The sequence below is a fragment of the Knoellia flava TL1 genome, from assembly GCF_000768675.1.
GTDB classification, from domain to species: Bacteria; Actinomycetota; Actinomycetes; order Actinomycetales; family Dermatophilaceae; genus Knoellia; species Knoellia flava.
On record NZ_AVPI01000027.1, the window covers coordinates 40420 to 56784 of the forward strand.

Here is a 16365-nt window from a genome sequence, read left to right on the forward strand (position 1 = left end):
CAGGGTCAGACCGGTGCGAAGGCGTCCGGGTCCTCGTCGAGCCGGCGACGGAGCGCCTCCTCGAGGGTCCGGTCGGTGGGGACGAGCGCGTTGTAGTCGCGGTCGAGGCGCGACTCGAGGGCGTCCGCGACCTCGTCGTCGTCAAGGTCGGTGGCGGCGATGACGTCGGCCGCGCGCGTGAGCAGGGAGGCCACCTCGGTCATCCCGAGCCAGGCGAACCCGGCACGCGCTGCCCTGAGCTCCTCGTCCTCGAGGGCCTCGAAACCGTTGAGCACACCGTCGCTCATCGCCTCGCCGTGGAAGAGCAGGGCGTCGTGGAGGGCGCGGTCCCCTTCGCGGGCGTCGTCGTCGAGCTCGACCTCGGCGGCGCGGTTCCACACCTTGTCGGCGTCGTCCATGGTTCGCACTCTCGGGGTGGACGGGCGGGGCTGTCAATGGGACGAGCCCGACGGCGGGCGCGTCGACTTCACCCCGGAAGGTCGCACTTCGGAGGGGAACCGTTCCCACCCGAAGTACGAGGAACCCACTTCAGGCGGGAAAGGAGGGGGGAGGCGAGGGGTCAGGGGCAGGGGTCGGGCTCGAGGGCGGCGAGGCGGGTGCGCCGGTTGCTGCGCGCCTGGCGCAGCGAGTCGATCGACAGCAGCACCAGCGCCACCCAGACGATCGCGAAGCCGACCCACAGCGCGCCGGACACGTGCTCGCCGAGCACCAGCACGCCGATGAGCAGCTGCAGCATGGGCGTGAGGAACTGGATGAGCCCGATCGTCACCAGCGGGATGCGACGCGCCGCCGCGGCGAAGAACAGCAGCGGGATCGCCGTGACGACACCGGCCGCCACGAGCAGACCCGTGTGCCACCCACCGTGCGAGCCGAACGTCGTCGAGCCCTGCGCCGACAGCCAGACGAGCACGCCGACCGCCACGGGCGCGAGCACCATCGTCTCGACGGTGAGCGAGTGCATCGCGTCGAGCGTGGCGCCGACCTTCTTCTTGACGAGCCCGTAGAACGCGAACGAGAACGCGAGCGACACCGCGATCCACGGGAACTCGCCGCCGGCCACCGTGAGGTAGACGGCCGCTACCGCACCCACCGTCACCGCTGCCCACTGCAGCGGTCGCAGCCGCTCGCGCAGCACGAGCACCCCCAGCGCGACCGTGACGATGGGGTTGAGGAAGTAGCCGAGCGCCGCGGCATACGTGCGTCCGGTGATGACCGCCAGCACGTAGATGACCCAGTTCGCCGCGATGAGCAGCGCCGCAATCGTCAGCCCCCCGAGGAGGCGGGGTCGCGCGGCCACCGTCCGCAGCCACCCGAAGTCGCGCCGCACGAGCAGCACGACCGCGCAGAACGCCAGCGTCCACAGGATCCGGTGCGCGAGGATCTCGAACGCGCCCGACGGCTTGAGGGCGTGGAAGTAGAGCGGGAAGAGCCCCCAGATGCCGTAGGCGAGGAAGGCGTATGCCGTCCCCCGCCTCAGCTCTGCGTCGTCACCCGCGAGGGGCGCGCTCACGCCCCGGCCACCGGACGCACCCGTTGCGTCCGCACCAGTGGGGACCAGGGCGTCATCGTGCCGGACGCAAGGAGTGGGGCGGCAGGGGTCACCCGACGGTCCACGTGTCGCGACCGCGCAGCAGCGCCGCGAGGTCGTCGTCGCTCGCGGGCCCGCCGGCGGTGTCGACCGCAGCCGAGATCTGGGCGCGCACGCCGTCGTCGTAGGTCGGGCGCGACACCGAGCGGAAGATGCCCATCGGCACGTGCGTCATCTCGGGGGAGTCGAGCCGCGACAGCGCGAACGCCTGGCTCGGGTCCTCGGCCCCCGCGTCGTGCACGACGACGTCGGCTCCCTCGGCCGACGCGGCAGCCGCGTCGACGAACTCGAGGCGACCACCCGGCATACGGACGAGGGTCTTGCGGTCGTTCTCGGGACCGACCTGCACCGGCTCGCCGTCGAGGAGGTGCACGAGGCGCGCCTCCTGCTGGGTGCGGTCCTTGATGAGGTCGAAGGCGCCGTCGTTGAAGATCGGGCAGTTCTGGTAGATCTCGACGAGCGAGGTCCCGCGGTGCTCGGCGGCGGCGCGCAGGATCGACGTGAGGTGCTTGCGGTCGCTGTCCATCGTGCGCGCGACGAACGTCGCCTCGGCGCCGAGGGCGAGCGACACCGGATTGAACGGCTGGTCGACCGACCCGAGCGGCGACGACTTCGTCACCTGGCCGACGCGCGAGGTGGGGGAGTACTGGCCCTTGGTGAGGCCGTAGATCTCGTTGTTGAAGAGCAGGATCGTCATGTTGACGTTGCGGCGCAGCGCGTGGATGAGGTGGTTGCCACCGATCGACAGCGCGTCGCCGTCACCGGTGACGACCCAGACGTTCTGATCCGGCCGCGACGTCGCGAGACCGGTCGCGATCGCCGGCGCGCGCCCGTGGATCGAGTGCATGCCGTAGGTGTCGAGGTAGTAGGGGAAGCGCGAGGAGCAGCCGATACCCGAGACGAAGGTGATGTTCTCGCGCTTGAGCCCGAGCTCGGGCAGGAAGGACTGGACGGCCGCGAGGATCGCGTAGTCGCCGCAGCCCGGGCACCAGCGGACCTCCTGGTCGGAGGTGAACTCCTTCTTCGTCTGCGCAGGGGCGTCCGGCGCGAGCAGAGGTATGCCGGCCAGCCCGCTCGGGCGCGCGGCCGCACCTCCCGAAGTGGTGCCGTTCGGCGCGCCGCCGGTGGAGGCGCCGTTGGCGGAGGCCGTGTCGGTGGTCGTCGGGTTCTCGACGGTGGTCACTTCAGCTCCTCGAGGTGGGTGAGGATGACGTCGGCGAGGTCGACCGTGGAGAACGGCAGGCCACGCACGGAGGTGTGGGGGCGGACGTCGACGAGGAACTCGGCGCGCAGCAGCATCGACAGCTGGCCGAGGTTCATCTCGGGGACGACGACGCGGTCGTAGGACCGCAGGACCTCGCCGAGGTTGGCGGGGAACGGGTTGAGGTGGCGCAGGTGGGCGCTCGCGACCGCATGGCCGGCGTTGCGCACGGCGCGGACGGCGGCGGCGATCGGGCCCTGCGTGGAGCCCCAGCCCAGGACGAGCAGGCTCGCCTCGCCGGAGGGGTCCTCGACGACGACGTCGGGGATGCCCGCGATGCCCGCGACCTTGGCGGCGCGCAGCCGCGTCATCTTGTCGTGGTTGTCGGGGTCGTAGGAGATGTTGCCGGTGACGTCGGCCTTCTCGATGCCGCCGATGCGGTGCTCGAGACCCGGGGTGCCGGGGACGGCCCACGGTCGCGCGAGCGTCTCCTCGTCGCGCAGGAACGGGTGGAAGACCGGGTCGCCCTTGTCGTCGACGCCGTTGGGCGCCTTGGCGAACTCGACCTGGAGGTCGGGCAGGTCGCCCACCTCGGGGACGGCCCACGGCTCGGAGCCGTTGGCGAGATAGCCGTCGCTGAGCAGGAAGACGGGGGTCCGGTATGCCGTCGCGATCCGGACCGCCTCGAAGGCCGCCTCGAAGCAGTCGGCCGGGGTCGACGGCGCGATGATCGGCACCGGCGACTCCCCGTTGCGGCCGAACATCGCCTGGAGCAGGTCGGCCTGCTCGGTCTTGGTGGGCAGGCCGGTCGAGGGGCCGCCGCGCTGGACGTCGACGATGACGAGCGGCAGCTCGAGGCTCACGGCGAGGCCGATCGTCTCGGACTTGAGGGCCACGCCCGGGCCGGACGTCGTCGTCACCCCGATGGCGCCGCCGAAGCTCGCGCCGAGGGCGATGCCGATGCCGGCGATCTCGTCCTCGGCCTGGATCGTCATGACGTCGTGGCGCTTGAGCGCCGACAGCGCGTGGAGGATGTCGGACGCCGGCGTGATCGGGTATGAGCCGAGGACGAGCGGCAGCTTCGCCCGGTGGGCGGCGGCGACGAGCCCGTGCGCGAGTGCGGTGTTGCCGGTGATGTTGCGGTAGGTGCCCGGCGGCATGACCGCGGGCGCGATCTCGTAGCTCGACGCGAAGTCCTCGGTCGTCTCGCCGTAGTTCCAGCCGGCCTTGAGGGCGGTGAGGTTGGCCTCGAGGATCTCGGGGTGCGCGCCGAACTTCTTCGTGAGGAACGCCTCGGTGCCGGTCGTCGGGCGGGTGTACATCCACGACAGGAGGCCGAGCGCGAACATGTTCTTGGCGCGCTCCTTCTCCTTGCGGGTGAGGCCCTCGAAGGAGGCGAGCGCGTCGACGGTGATGCTCGTGAGCGGCACCGCGTGGACGTGGAAGGACTCGAGGGTGCCGTCGTCGACGGGGCTCTCGGCGTAGCCGACCTTGGCGAGGTTGCGCTTGGAGAACTCGTCGGTGTTGACGATGATCGTCGCCCCGCGCGGCACGTCGCCCAGGTTGGCCTTGAGCGCGGCCGGGTTCATCGCGACGAGGACGTCGGGGGCGTCGCCCGGTGTGAGGACGTCGTGGTCGGCGAAGTGGAGCTGGAAGCTCGAGACACCCGGCAGCGTCCCCTGGGGTGCGCGGATCTCTGCGGGGAAGTTGGGCAGCGTCGACAGGTCGTTGCCCATCGCCGCCGTCTCGGAGGTGAACCTGTCCCCCGTGAGCTGCATCCCGTCGCCGGAGTCACCGGCGAATCGGATGACGACGCGATCGAGCTTCTGGACGGTCTTGCTGGACATGAACACCTGACTCGAGAGACGTCGGTCGGGGCGCGTGCGTCGTGTCCCGACGTGGTCCTTCCATCCTACGACCGGACTTAGGCAAGGCTATGGAGGTGTCCATCCGCGATCAGGAGCGTGACCCTGCAGCCGGGTAGTCCTCCCCATTGTCCGCCCGGTGACTGGATGACAGGCTGTCTTCCGGGGGCACGCGACGCGGTGCCGGCAACACACGACGGGGGTGGCGATGGCGTACGAGGTCGAGATCAAGGACCTGCGTGACTCGGCCAGGGCTGCCCGCACGGCCGCCACCGAGGTGGCGCGCCAGACGCCGGGCAGCCACCTCACCGGCGCCGGCACCGGCATCCCGGGGGCCGACAGCGTCGCGGTCATGGCGCGGGTCAGCAGGGGATGGGCCACGGAGCTCTCCGACTGGGCCAAGGCAGCCCGTGGCTACGGCCGCACCCTCGACACCAACGCCGACCAGTACGAGCTCGACGACGAGGCCGCGCGTGACGCGTTCGGACCCCTGGGTCGGGGGCGCTGACGCGTGCCCCTGTCATGGTCCGACATCACAGCGTGGAAGCACGAGCCACTCGCCACCGCGGAGCGCGAGCTGCGCACCACGCGGCGCGACCTGCTCGACCTCGCCGACGAGCTGGCCACGATGGGCCTGCCCAGGAACTGGACCGGCGACGCCGCCAGGACCTCGGGTACGTGTCTCAGGACCGTCGCCGACGACCTCCGCGACGTCGTCGCGGAGGTGTCCGCGGCATACACGGCGGTCTGTGACGCCGCGGACGGAGTCCTCGGCGTTGTCCGTGCTGTGGCCGAGGCCCGGGAGTACGCCCGGCTCAGCTCCCTGACCATCAGCGCCTCCGGTGTGGTCACGACCAAGGAGCTCCTCGTATGCCGTGCCGACGACGACGAGGAGGACGTCGAGACCCGTCGGGCCCGCCAAGCGCAGGTCGACGAGTGCGTCACCCGGATCGCCGAGGCGCTGCGCAAGGCCGCCGACGTGGACGCCGACCTCTCCGCCGTCCTCACGAGCATCGAGCTCAACCGCATCGAAGGCGGCAAGGGGACGCTCGCCCAGGCCTCGGCCATCGGCGAGGTCAAGGGTGACCTCAGCGTGCTCGAGCCACCCCGGGGCGGGTCGCCGACGCAGAACGCCGCGTGGTGGGCGACGCTCTCGCCGGACGAGCGGGCGCTCGTCATCGCCGAGAACCCGGGCTGGATCGGCAACCTCGACGGCATCGACGCGACGTCGCGGGACCTGGCCAACCGCAACCTCCTCGACACCCGCCGCACCCACGTCACGACGAGGCTGGCCGAGCTCGAGGCCGGATTCATCGACGAGGACGGCAACTTCGACTACGTCTACTACCAGGACCACATCGACGAGTACCACGACCTCATGGAGGAGAAGGGAGCGATAGCCACGCTCGACGAGATGCTCGCCCGTCCCGGTGCGCACCAGCTCATCGGCGTGGACTTCACGACGCCGCGCACCCAGGCGATCGTCGCCAACGGCAACGTCGACACCGCCGACCACGTCGCTGTGTTCACACCCGGCTTGACCTCCACCGTCGAGGGCATGGGCGGCTACGACTCGAGCATGGCCCAGTTGCGGGCGAGGACCGAGGACGAGCTCTTCCGCCGGGGCGAGTCTGGCACCGTCGCCACCGTGACCTGGCTCGACTACCAGGCGCCGCAGTGGGGCACGACGTTCGCGGGTGACTCGGTCGCCCTGTCCGGCTCCGCCGAGAATGGGGGCCGGGACCTCGCTGCGTACTTCACGGGGCTCAACGCCTCACGGCTGACGGACCCCGACCTCACCGCGCTCGGCCACTCCTACGGCTCCACGACGACCGGCTACTCGCTCCAGCACGAGGGCACCGGGGTCGACCGTGCCGTCTTCTTCGGCTCTCCGGGTCTGGGGACGAGTGACCTCGGCGACCTGCACCTGCCCGAGGGCAACGCCTACTACGCCGAGGCGAAGTGGGACCCGGTCGGTGACCTCGGCCGCTTCGGCACCGACCCCACCGGCCTGGAGGGCATGAACCACCTCGAGACCGGCGGGGGAGAGTCCGCCGACGGCCGGTCGTGGAACGGCGTCGAGGGCCACTCCGACTACCTCCAGGACGGCTCGACGAGCCAGTACTCCATGGCGCAGGTCGTGGGCGGCCACCCGGGCGACGTCATCGAGGGCAAGAATGTGGGCTTCTGGACCGACCCGCTCGACGCCCAGCCCTGGTGGCCGGGGTTCCTCACGTGAGAGACGACAACCCGATGACCGGCCTTCGCCGCACCTCGACCGACCGACGCCGCCGGGCGCGGGTCGCGACAACGGCTGCCGCCGTCGTCGCCGTCCTGGCCCTGTTACCCGGGTGCACCGGGGACGCCGGGGGCACCGGGGGCACAGGGGGCACCGGCACCACCCGCACGACAGGAGACACCGTGGACGCACGACAGCAGCTCGACTCGCGGCGCAGCGAGGCTGAGGCCAAGCGTGACAACCTCGCGCTCCTCGCCGAGGTGCGCGAGGCCCTGACCAAGGTCAACCCCGCGCTCAGGTGGCGCACTCCCGAGCCGGCCGTCGAGTCCGGCTCGCTGTGCAAGAAGCCCTTCGACGCCGTCGACGGTGCCGGGACGCTCAACCTCACCGCAGGCGGAGCCTTCGGGTCGATCCCCGACGCCGACTGGCCCCGCGCCTGGGCGGCGGTCAAGGAGGTCGCGGCCAAGCGTGGCTACGGCGACGAGCACGTCCTCAAGGACGAGCCGGGTGGACACCAGGCGTCGGTCTACGACGAGGACGGGTCCGAGCTGTCCGTGGGAACCGGCGTCAACACCACGGCGACGATCTTCGGAGCCTGCTACCTCACCAGGTGAGCGGGTTCGCCCGACCCGGGTGCTGCCCCTGACGACCGGGCCGCGGCTAGGCTCTCGGCATGACCGGATACGTGGCAGCGGCAGCGGTGCTGGCCACGGGCATGCTTCTCGTCATCGCCGCGATGGGCGCCCGGTCCCTCCTCGCCCCGCGCGCGGCGACGACGGCCAAGCTCACGACCTACGAGTCCGGCGTCGACCCCGTCGGAGAGGGCTGGGCGCAGAGCCAGGTCCGCTACCTCGCCTACGCCTTCCTCTACGTCGTCTTCGCGGTCGACGCGGTCTACCTCTTCCCCTGGGCCTACGTCCTGCGCGACGCGGACCTCGGGGTCGCCTCGCTCGTCGAGATCGCGGTCTTCATCGGAATCATCGTCATCGGCCTGCTGCACGCCGCACGTCGCGGCCTGCTCCGGTGGACGTGACGCGATGACGACCGAGCAGCCCGTCGCTCCGAGCGCCCAGCCCGTCTCCCTGCCGATGCCGCGTGTCGGCCCCGTCGCCGAGCACGCGCCGAAGCCGATCCGCGTCGTCCTCAACTGGGGCCGGCGATACTCGCTATGGGTCTTCAACTTCGGGCTGGCCTGCTGCGCCATCGAGTTCATCGCCGCGTCGATGGGCCGGCACGACTTCATCCGGCTCGGCGTCATCCCGTTCGCGCCCGGGCCACGCCAGGCCGACCTCATGGTCGTCTCGGGCACGGTCACCGACAAGATGGCGCCCGCGATCCGCCGCCTCTACGACCAGATGCCCGAGCCCAAGTACGTCATCTCGTTCGGAGCCTGCTCCAACTCCGGCGGCCCCTACTGGGACTCCTACTCCGTGACCAAGGGCGTCGACCAGCTCATCCCCGTCGACGTCTACGTCCCCGGCTGCCCGCCCCGGCCGGAGGCCCTGCTCCACGGCATCATCCGGCTCCAGGAGCAGATCGCCGGTGAACGCCTCTCGGGCCGCGCGATCGCCGACCGACTTGGCGCCGACCGCTGGCAGCCCCGCTACACCGCCCACCGCACCGCCTCCGCGGGTGAGGTGACGCGCGGGAGGGTTGAGCGCCCCGAGCCCGCGCGGTGATGCTCGTCGTCCTCGCGCTGCTCGCGTTCGTCATCGAGTTCGCCTTCATGGTCGGTGTCTTCCTGCTCGCCTCCGGCCTCGTCGGTGGTGGCCTCGGCGGTGCCGTCGTCGGGGTCCTCGCGGTCGTCCTCGTCGCCGCCCTCTGGGGCCTTTTCATCGCCCCGAAGGCCCGCCGGCGGCTGCCCAAGGTCGTCCGCGCCCTCGCCTCCGGAGGTGGGGTCGCCGTCGTCGGCGCCGTGCTGCTCGGACTGGGACGCGAGCGGTTCGGGCTCGTCCTCCTCGGGGCCGGGCTCGTCCTCGTCCTCGCGCAGCTCGTCCTCGACGAGACCGACGCGGGGCGCGCGAACGGACCGGCCGCCGCGAACAGGGCCCGCGACGCCGGTGACACCCGACGGTCACGTCGCAGCCAGCGCTCGCGCCGTCGATGAGCGCCTCCCGGGAGGCGAAGACCTGCGCATCCTGCGGCCGCCGGATCGAGTGGCGCAAGAAGTGGGAGAGGGACTGGGACCAGGTCCGCTACTGCTCCACCGCCTGTCGTCGCCGCGGCGTCGGTGAGGTCGACCGGGCACTGGAGCACTCGATCCTCGACCTCCTCGGGCAGCGGGCGTCCGGTGCGACGATCTGCCCGTCCGAGGCGGCGCGGGCCGTGGCTGCAGCCGGCGGTGGCGACACCCCTGCTGACGAGGAGCCGTGGCGCGAGCTCATGGAGCCGGCCCGCCGGGCGGCGCGACGGCTCGTCGACGCAGGCGCGGTCGAGATCCTCCAGCAGGGCAGGGTCGTCGACCCGTCGACGGCCAGGGGCCCGATCAGGATCCGGCGCGTCCGCGGACGGCTCTGACCCGTGCCTCGGGCCCGGGGCCCGGCTGGCAGTGCGGGCACCACCAGGTGCGACGGTTCGCCGCGTCGCCAGGGACCTCGTCGACCATGAGGACCACCGTGCCGCACCTGAGGCAGGGGCGTCGTTGTCGTCCGGACACCCAGTGGTCCTCTCCGTGCCGGGACGTGCCGGTCGTGACCTGGTAGGCGCCGGGCACGGTAGCGGAGTGCCGCAACGCGAGCGCCGCCCGTTCGACGAGCCGGTCGACGTCGACATCACCCACAGGCGTCCACGGACTCACCCCTGCGAGGAAGGCGAGCTCGTTGGCCCAGAGGTTGCCGAGGCCGGCGAGGGCGGTCTGGTCGAGGAGGGCGGACACCAGCGGCATGCCGGCCCGGGCGCGAAGCCGTCGCGCTGCTTCCAGCGGGTCCCAGTCGTCGCGCAGCGGGTCCGGTCCCAGGTGCCCGGTCACGAGGTGCTCGTTCGCCGTCGCCACCAAGGCGAGGTCGTGCAGGCGCAGGCCCCAGACGGTCGACCCGGAGTCGAGTGCGAGGACGAGCCGGACCTCGTGCATGAGCCGCGACGGGAGGCGGCGGCCCGGTCGGGTCACCGACCACTCGCCGTCCATCCGCAGGTGACTGTGCAGGGTGACGTCGCCCGAGAAGCGGGTGAGCAGGTGCTTGCCGTGCGTCGCGTGCTCGAGCACGGTCCGGTCGGCGACGTCCTTGGTCGCGAGGCGCGGAATGCGGAAGTCCGAGCGCCGGACGACCCGGCCCCGGAGCGAGCGGTCGAGCCGGCGTGCGAGCTTGAAGACGCTGTCGCCCTCGGGCACGGGTCAGCAGCGCCCGACGCAGCGGGCGCCGGCGGGCGACGTACGGCGGCCGGGCACACGGGGCGACGGGGACATGGGCACGTCCACGACGCTAGGGCCGACCCCCGACACCCGCCTCACGGCGGGCTGCAGAGCGACGACGCAAAGGTTTGCCTACCCGGGGGTAAGAACTTGGCAAAGTCCTGTGACGCGGGTCACCCGACAGCCCTAGGTTGCGAGACACCAGTTCCACCACCCATGGGAGATGTCAATGACGACAGTTCGAGCGCTGGGCCTCGTCGCGGCGGGTGCCGCCGCGGTGAGCATCGGAGTCAGTGCAGCACCGGCACAGGCCGCCACGTCCTATGTCGCCCTCGGCGACTCCTACTCGTCGGGGACGGGGACGCGCAGCTACATCGCCGACGGCACGTCGTGCCAGCGTTCGACCCTGGCCTACCCGTCGCTCATCGCGGCGAGCAAGGGCCTGTCCCTCAACTTCCGGGCCTGCTCCGGCGCGACCGTCGCCGACGTCACCAACACGCAGCTGAGCGCGCTCTCGTCGTCGACGACCCACGTCACCCTCTCGGTCGGCGGCAACGACGCCGGGTTCGCGGACGTCCTCACCGAGTGCGCGATGCCGGGCTGGGCGAGCAACTGCAACGGTGCGATCGACGCGGCGCAGAGCTTCGTCAACAACGTCCTCCCGGGCCGGCTCTCGACCCTCTACTCCTCGATCAGGACCAAGGCGCCGAACGCCAAGGTCGTCATCGTCGGCTACCCGCGGATCTTCATGGGCGAGGACTGCAACGCTCTCACGTGGTTCTCGCCGGCCGAGGAGACCCGACTCAACGCGATGGCGGACCTGCTCAACAGCAAGACGTCCTCGGCCGCCAGCGCCAAGGGCTTCAGCTTCGCCAACCCGACCTCGCGCTTCATCGGGCACGCGGTCTGTGACGACGTCGAGTGGCTCAACGGCCTGTCGAGCCCGGTGAGCGAGAGCTACCACCCGAACCGTCCCGGCCACTCCGGCGGATACGCGCCCACCGTGAGCACCCCGCTCACCGGCTCGGCGTTCCGCCTCACGTCGGCCACCTCGCAGAAGGCCGCCGCCAGCGCCGACCGCCTCGCCGCTCAGCAGCGCACGTATGCCGTCCGCGACGCCTCGATCACGCCGAAGGAGTTCCGCGCCCCGGACCTCTCGACCGCCGAGGTCAAGGCCGCGGCAGCACGAGCCGGGGTCGACCTCCGCTCGCGGGCCAGCATCGACAGGGCCGACCGCATCTGGTCCGACCACCAGGCCGCACAGGTCGCCGGCCGCTGACCACCACGACTTCTTGCCCCGTTGGGACGCCGAGCGCCAGCGAGGTGTCCCAACGGGGCAAGAAGTCGGACCAGCTGGCGGTCTAGGGTGACGACGTGAGCACCGATGAGCTGCACGTCGTCGCCCCGGAGGAGTGGCACGAGGCCGTCTCCGCCGCGCAGGCGACCGGGTTCACCTTCTTCGACTGGCTCAGCGCCGTCGACCGCACCTACGACGTGGCCGCGCCCGGCTATGACGTCGTCATCCGCGCCCTCGGTCTCCAGCGCCGCGACTCGGTGACGGGTGACCAGCTCGCGGGGCTGCACGGCATACGGATCACGACGCGGGTGCCGGAGGGAGGCGCGGTCGCATCGGTGACCGACGTCTATGCGGGCGCCGCGTGGCACGAGCGCGAGACGCACGAGATGTTCGGGATCGGGTTCGACGGGTTCGACGACGGGTCGGGCAGCGGGCTGCGCCCGCTCCTGCTCCCCGAGGGCTTCGAGGGCACACCGCTGCGCAAGTCGTTCGTCCTCGCGGCCCGCGCGTCGAAGCAGTGGCCCGGCGGCAAGGAGCCCGGCGAGGGCCACGACTCCGCGAAGTCGCCGTCGCGCCGTCGGGTCCAGGCGCCCGGTGTCCCCGACGCGACGTGGGGACCCCGCTGACCATGGCGGAGGTCGCGATCGAGCGGAGCCGCGGCAAGGGCGTGCTCGCCATCCTCGGTTGCGTGGGGTTCGTCTTCGCCTGCCTGCTGCTCGCCTCGACGGGTCACCCCGTCGCGCTCGCGATCGCGGCTCTCGGCATCGTCACGTTCGGGACGTTCGGTGCGCTCTGGGTGCGGCAGCTCCTCCGTCCCGGACCCGGGCTCGTCGTCGACGAGGAGGGGTTCGACGACCGCAGCTCGGCGACGGCGGTCGGGCGCGTGCCGTGGGGTGACGTCATGAACGTGACGACGTGGGGCCTGCCCGGCAGCACCAACGTCGTCGTCCATGTCCGCAACCCCGACGACCACATCGCCCGCCTCGGCTGGTTCAGCCGGCGGGCAGCCCGCGCCAACGTGCGGCTCCTCGGAACCCCCGTCGTCCTCGCCTCGACCGGGCTCAGGATCGACACCGACGGGCTCGTGAGCCTGATGCGTGACGGCTTCGAGCGTCACTCCGGTTCGTTGGGCGTCGTGCCGCCGACGAGGTAGGGGGTCGTCACGCCCTCGTAGGCGAGGTGTGCGACGAGACCCTCGCGGGCGTGGGGGAGGTTGTGGCAGTGGTCCATCCAGATGCCGGGGTTGTCGGCGACGAACGCCACCTCGAAGCGCGCGCCGACCGGCACCTCGAGCGAGTCGGTCCACCACGGGCTGCCCGTCGCGGCCTTCCCGTCGCGCGACAGGACCAGCACGTGGTGGCCGTGGAGGTGCATCGGGTGGGTCTCGTTGCTGCGGTTGAGGATCTCCATCCGCACGACGTCACCCTCGGCGACGGTGAACATCGGGATGTTGGGCCACAGCTTGCCGTTGATCGACCAGTGCACGCCCGGACGGCCCTTGACGAAGCCGGGCTTGCGCCCGATCGAGTAGGCGAAGGTCCGGGCCGGCTTGCTGGGGTCGAAGGCCGTTGTCGACGGTGAGCCGTAGGTGAGGAGGTCGACGTCCTTCTTGGGCCGGCTCGTCGTCGGTGCCGTCGAGCCGGCCGGCCCCACGACCATCGACACGCCGCTCATCTGCACCCGGGCCGCACCCGACGCCGGGACCTCGACGACGAGGTCGGCGCGCCCGCCCGCCGGTACGACGACGGCCCTGTCGCTCACCCGTGTCGGCGCGTTGACGTCGGTGCCGTCCACCGCTGCGAGCACGTATGCCGTCCCGCTCACCCAGACGGGCGCCACGCCCGCGTCGGTGTTGACGACCCGGACCCGGACGCGGTCACCGGGGCGGGCCTCGACCCGCTGCTCGCCCACACGCCCGTTGAGGGTGCGCTTGCCGGCATACGTGTGGGAGAGGGCGACCACGTCGGTGGTCACCGCGACGGCGGGTGCGACCTTCGGCGCGACGACGATCGCACCGAGCAGGCCCTTGCGCACCTGCTCGTGCGAGACCTGGTGCGAGTGGTACCAGTAGGTGCCGGCCTGGCGCGCGACGAAGCGGTAGGTGTGCGACTCGCCCGCGTGCACGGCGTCCTGGGTGACCCCGGCGACCCCGTCCTCGGCGTTGGGCACGTCGAGCCCGTGCCAGTGCAGCGTCGTGCCGCCGGGGACGGACTCGTTGACAAGGGTCACCTCGACGACGTCGCCCTGCGTGGCCCTGATGACCGGGCCCGGGGACGAGCCGTTGAGGGTGACGCCGGGCACGGTGAGCCCCGCGCCGATCGTCACCCGTCCGGCCGCGGCGACGAGGCGGACGCTGACGTCCGCCGGTCCCGTCTCGCGCTCGGTCAGGTCCTTGACGGAGATCGGGGCGGCGGCGCTCCCGGGAAGCGGGTGTGGCGTCCCGTGGCTGCCCGCAGCGGCCGCGATGCCCGGCTCGTGGAAGCCCATGTCCATGACCGAGTAGGTGTCGGGCATGCGGCTGCCCTTCCACATCCAACCGAGCGGAAGGACGATCGCGAGGGTCGCGACAAGGGCGGCCAGCAGCGCCAGCCGTCCCTTGCCGCGACCACCGGTGGTCTCAGGCGATGACACGTTCCCTCGGGACGTCGGATGCCGCCGCGGCGTCGGAGACGACCCGGCGCGAGCGGTAGAACGTCCACACCGCAGACGAAAAGAGCAGCAGGGCGTTGATGCCGTGCAGCGCCCCGATGATCGGGAAGCTGTGGCCGAGGAGGCCGAGGGCCACCTGGAGCACGACGAGGCCGAGGACGATGCCGGCCCACTTCGTGCCTCCGGGCACCTTGGCGAAGAACGACGAGATGAGGAGGAGCAGGGCGATCAGCGGGATGACCATCATCCCGTTCATGCCGTGGAGGACGAAGGCGATGAACTCCGAGAAGGGGGCGTCACCGCTCTCGAACGCCGCCTCCATGCCCGCCTTGTCGACGACGCCGCCGTCCTCGATGTACTTCCCCATCCCGGCATCCCCGTAGACGATGAACGACGCCTGGAGCATGACCTCGACGGCAACCAGTGCCGCGAGCACACGGTAGACAGTCCGCATGGTTGTGCCTCTCTGACAAGGCCCGGCCGGAGTACGCAGCCGACCGCGCCACGAAACCGCAGGAACGGTGCCCCTGCGAGGAGGAGGAGGCCCCGGCTTGACCTCAGATACATGGTCCCGCCGCGGGTTCCGGCTGTCTGCCGATCCGCCGAAATGCCGCGAACCGACGGCACCCACCACGCGGAGCCGGTCCCAACTAGGCTGCCCACGATGAGCGCGCTCGAGGTCGTGGTGAGGTCGGTGGCCGTGCTGGCCGCCTTCCTCGTGCTCCCGCTCCTCGTCGGCCAGGCCGAGCACAAGCTCATGGCGCACATGCAGGGTCGCCTCGGACCGATGTATGCCGGTGGGTTCCACGGGTGGGCCCAGCTCGTCGCCGACGGGGTCAAGTTCGCCCAGAAGGAGGACATCACCCCGCGTGCCGCCGACCGGACGGTCTTCCGGGTCGCGCCCTTCGTCGCGCTCGTGCCCTACCTGCTCGCCATGGCGGCACTGCCGCTGCAGTCGGGGGTGGCCGGCGTCGAGGTCCCGGCGAGCGCCGTCCTCATCCTCGCCGCGACGAGCGTCGGCGCCCTCGGCACCCTCATGGCCGGTTGGGCCAGCGCTAACAAGTACGCCCTCCTCGGCGCGCTGCGCTCCGCGGCCCAGCTCGTGTCCTACGAGCTGCCGCTCGTCCTCGCCGTCGCGTCCGCGTGCCTTGCCGCAGGGACTCTCAGCCTCACGGGCATCGTCGAGGCGTGGAGCCCGTGGTGGCTGCTGTGGCAGCTGCCCGGCGCCCTCGTCTTCCTCGTCGCCGCGCTCGCCGAGCTCCAGCGCCCGCCGTTCGACATGCCGATCGCCGACGCCGAGCTCGTCATGGGCCCGTGGACCGAGTACACCGGGCTGCGGTTCGCCTTCTTCCTCCTCGCGGAGTATGTCGGCATCGTCGTCTTCTCCCTCCTCTTCGCAGTCCTCTGGCTCGGCGGGTGGCGCGGACCGTTCGACGAGCAGCTCGGCTGGCTCTGGACGCTGCTCAAGGGCTTCGTCGTCGCCGTCCTCGTCATCTGGTTCCGGGTCGCCTGGCCCCGGATGCGCGAGGACCAGCTGCAGCGGCTGGCCTGGCTCGTCCTCCTGCCCATGGCGCTGGTCCAGCTGGCGCTCACCGGAATCGGAGTGGTGGTGACGTCGTGAGCGACGAGTCCAAGCGCAGTGGAGCGTCCAGCAAGGGTCTGCTGCCCGGAATCCTCAAAGGCCTGGCGACGACGGCGAAGACGGCAACGCGCAAGACGCACACGCATGAGTACCCCGACGTCGCGCCGGACCTGCCGCCGCGCAGCCGTGGCGTCATCGCGCTCCTCGAGGAGAACTGCACGAGCTGCATGCTCTGCGCGCGCGAGTGCCCCGACTGGTGCATCTACATCGACTCGCACAAGGAGACCATCCCGGCGACGACCGAGGGTGGGCGCGACCGCCAGCGCAACGTCCTCGACAACTTCTCGATCGACTTCTCGCTGTGCATGTACTGCGGGATCTGCATCGAGGTGTGCCCCTTCGACGCGCTCTTCTGGAGCCCGCAGTTCGAGTACGCCGAGACCGACATCCGCGACCTGCTCCACGACAAGGAGCGGCTCGGCGGGTGGATGGAGACCGTGCCGCCGCCGCCCGCGCTCGACGAGCGCGCAGCCGAGCCGGCCGAGGTCGTCGCCGCCAACAAGCCCGCGCGGGTGCAGCGCCCACCGCGGGGCGG

The 16365-nt window shown here is 71.3% G+C and carries 19 protein-coding genes; 12 read left to right on the top strand and 7 right to left on the bottom strand.

Going from position 1 to position 16365, the window contains the following annotated elements; translation table 11 throughout:
• Positions 1–5: 5 nt before the first annotated feature.
• From N798_RS10015 to N798_RS10030, 4 genes are all read right to left on the bottom strand, one after another.
• Positions 6–398 carry a hypothetical protein gene (locus N798_RS10015; protein WP_035948143.1) on the bottom strand — a complete coding sequence of 131 codons (393 nt, stop codon included), beginning with the start codon at positions 396–398 and terminating at the stop codon, positions 6–8.
• A gap of 161 nt (positions 399–559) precedes the next feature.
• Positions 560–1510 carry an EamA family transporter RarD gene (gene rarD / locus N798_RS10020; protein ID WP_035948144.1) on the bottom strand — a complete coding sequence of 317 codons (951 nt, stop codon included), beginning with the start codon at positions 1508–1510 and terminating at the stop codon, positions 560–562.
• Between the two features lie 88 nt (positions 1511–1598).
• On the bottom strand, positions 1599–2657 hold the full coding sequence (locus N798_RS10025) for a 2-oxoacid:ferredoxin oxidoreductase subunit beta (protein WP_035948170.1): 1059 nt from the start codon (positions 2655–2657) through the stop codon (positions 1599–1601).
• 110 nt (positions 2658–2767) lie between these two features.
• The gene (locus tag N798_RS10030) at positions 2768–4636 is read right to left on the bottom strand and encodes a 2-oxoacid:acceptor oxidoreductase subunit alpha (protein ID WP_035948171.1); all 1869 of its coding nucleotides are present in this window, start codon (positions 4634–4636) and stop codon (positions 2768–2770) included.
• 226 nt (positions 4637–4862) lie between these two features.
• Here N798_RS10030 and N798_RS10035 point away from each other — a divergent pair, with 226 nt between their 5' ends.
• From N798_RS10035 to N798_RS10065, 7 genes are read left to right on the top strand one after another with little or no spacing between them, the layout of a single operon-like run.
• Positions 4863–5162 carry a hypothetical protein gene (locus N798_RS10035; protein ID WP_156971699.1) on the top strand — a complete coding sequence of 100 codons (300 nt, stop codon included), beginning with the start codon at positions 4863–4865 and terminating at the stop codon, positions 5160–5162.
• Between the two features lie 3 nt (positions 5163–5165).
• Positions 5166–6893, top strand: a complete 1728-nt coding sequence (locus N798_RS10040; protein WP_052117137.1) for an alpha/beta hydrolase — start codon at positions 5166–5168, stop codon at positions 6891–6893.
• 14 nt (positions 6894–6907) lie between these two features.
• The gene (locus tag N798_RS10045) at positions 6908–7507 is read left to right on the top strand and encodes an LppA family lipoprotein (RefSeq protein ID WP_035948146.1); all 600 of its coding nucleotides are present in this window, start codon (positions 6908–6910) and stop codon (positions 7505–7507) included.
• Positions 7508–7566: 59 nt separating this feature from the next.
• The gene (locus tag N798_RS10050; protein ID WP_035948147.1) at positions 7567–7926 is read left to right on the top strand and encodes an NADH-quinone oxidoreductase subunit A; all 360 of its coding nucleotides are present in this window, start codon (positions 7567–7569) and stop codon (positions 7924–7926) included.
• A gap of 4 nt (positions 7927–7930) precedes the next feature.
• On the top strand, positions 7931–8572 hold the full coding sequence (locus N798_RS10055; protein WP_035948148.1) for an NADH-quinone oxidoreductase subunit B: 642 nt from the start codon (positions 7931–7933) through the stop codon (positions 8570–8572).
• The gene (locus tag N798_RS10060) at positions 8572–9000 is read left to right on the top strand and encodes a DUF2568 domain-containing protein (RefSeq protein WP_229708455.1); all 429 of its coding nucleotides are present in this window, start codon (positions 8572–8574) and stop codon (positions 8998–9000) included. The genes N798_RS10055 and N798_RS10060 overlap by 1 nt, the downstream gene beginning before the upstream one ends.
• On the top strand, positions 8997–9410 hold the full coding sequence (locus N798_RS10065; protein ID WP_035948149.1) for a DUF2256 and DUF3253 domain-containing protein: 414 nt from the start codon (positions 8997–8999) through the stop codon (positions 9408–9410). The genes N798_RS10060 and N798_RS10065 overlap by 4 nt, the downstream gene beginning before the upstream one ends.
• Here the strand turns inward: N798_RS10065 and N798_RS10070 are convergent.
• Complete coding sequence (locus N798_RS10070) at positions 9379–10221, bottom strand: DNA-formamidopyrimidine glycosylase family protein (protein ID WP_052117139.1); 843 nt, start codon at positions 10219–10221, stop codon at positions 9379–9381. The genes N798_RS10065 and N798_RS10070 overlap by 32 nt on opposite strands.
• A gap of 250 nt (positions 10222–10471) precedes the next feature.
• Here N798_RS10070 and N798_RS10075 point away from each other — a divergent pair, with 250 nt between their 5' ends.
• The 3 genes from N798_RS10075 to N798_RS10085 all read left to right on the top strand — a co-directional run bounded on the left by N798_RS10075 (position 10472) and on the right by N798_RS10085 (position 12692).
• Positions 10472–11521 carry an SGNH/GDSL hydrolase family protein gene (locus tag N798_RS10075; protein ID WP_035948150.1) on the top strand — a complete coding sequence of 350 codons (1050 nt, stop codon included), beginning with the start codon at positions 10472–10474 and terminating at the stop codon, positions 11519–11521.
• 95 nt (positions 11522–11616) lie between these two features.
• Positions 11617–12165 carry an NADH-quinone oxidoreductase subunit C gene (locus N798_RS10080; protein ID WP_035948151.1) on the top strand — a complete coding sequence of 183 codons (549 nt, stop codon included), beginning with the start codon at positions 11617–11619 and terminating at the stop codon, positions 12163–12165.
• 2 nt (positions 12166–12167) lie between these two features.
• Complete coding sequence (locus N798_RS10085) at positions 12168–12692, top strand: STM3941 family protein (protein WP_035948153.1); 525 nt, start codon at positions 12168–12170, stop codon at positions 12690–12692.
• Here N798_RS10085 and N798_RS10090 read toward each other — a convergent pair.
• Both N798_RS10090 and N798_RS10095 read right to left on the bottom strand, forming a co-directional pair.
• Positions 12653–14170 carry a multicopper oxidase family protein gene (locus tag N798_RS10090; protein ID WP_052117140.1) on the bottom strand — a complete coding sequence of 506 codons (1518 nt, stop codon included), beginning with the start codon at positions 14168–14170 and terminating at the stop codon, positions 12653–12655. The two genes, N798_RS10085 and N798_RS10090, sit on opposite strands and share 40 nt — an antisense overlap.
• On the bottom strand, positions 14157–14642 hold the full coding sequence (locus N798_RS10095) for a DUF6220 domain-containing protein (RefSeq protein ID WP_035948155.1): 486 nt from the start codon (positions 14640–14642) through the stop codon (positions 14157–14159). Before N798_RS10095 ends, N798_RS10090 begins: the two co-directional genes overlap by 14 nt.
• Positions 14643–14852: 210 nt before the next feature.
• On the opposite strand from N798_RS10095, the gene N798_RS10100 reads away from it, so the two are divergent.
• Entirely contained in the window at positions 14853–15809 is a 957-nt protein-coding gene (locus N798_RS10100; RefSeq protein ID WP_035948156.1) for a complex I subunit 1/NuoH family protein, read from the top strand.
• The coding region (locus tag N798_RS10105) for a 4Fe-4S binding protein (protein ID WP_035948159.1) at positions 15806–16365 on the top strand (560 nt) is incomplete at its 3' end. The genes N798_RS10100 and N798_RS10105, both read left to right, overlap by 4 nt.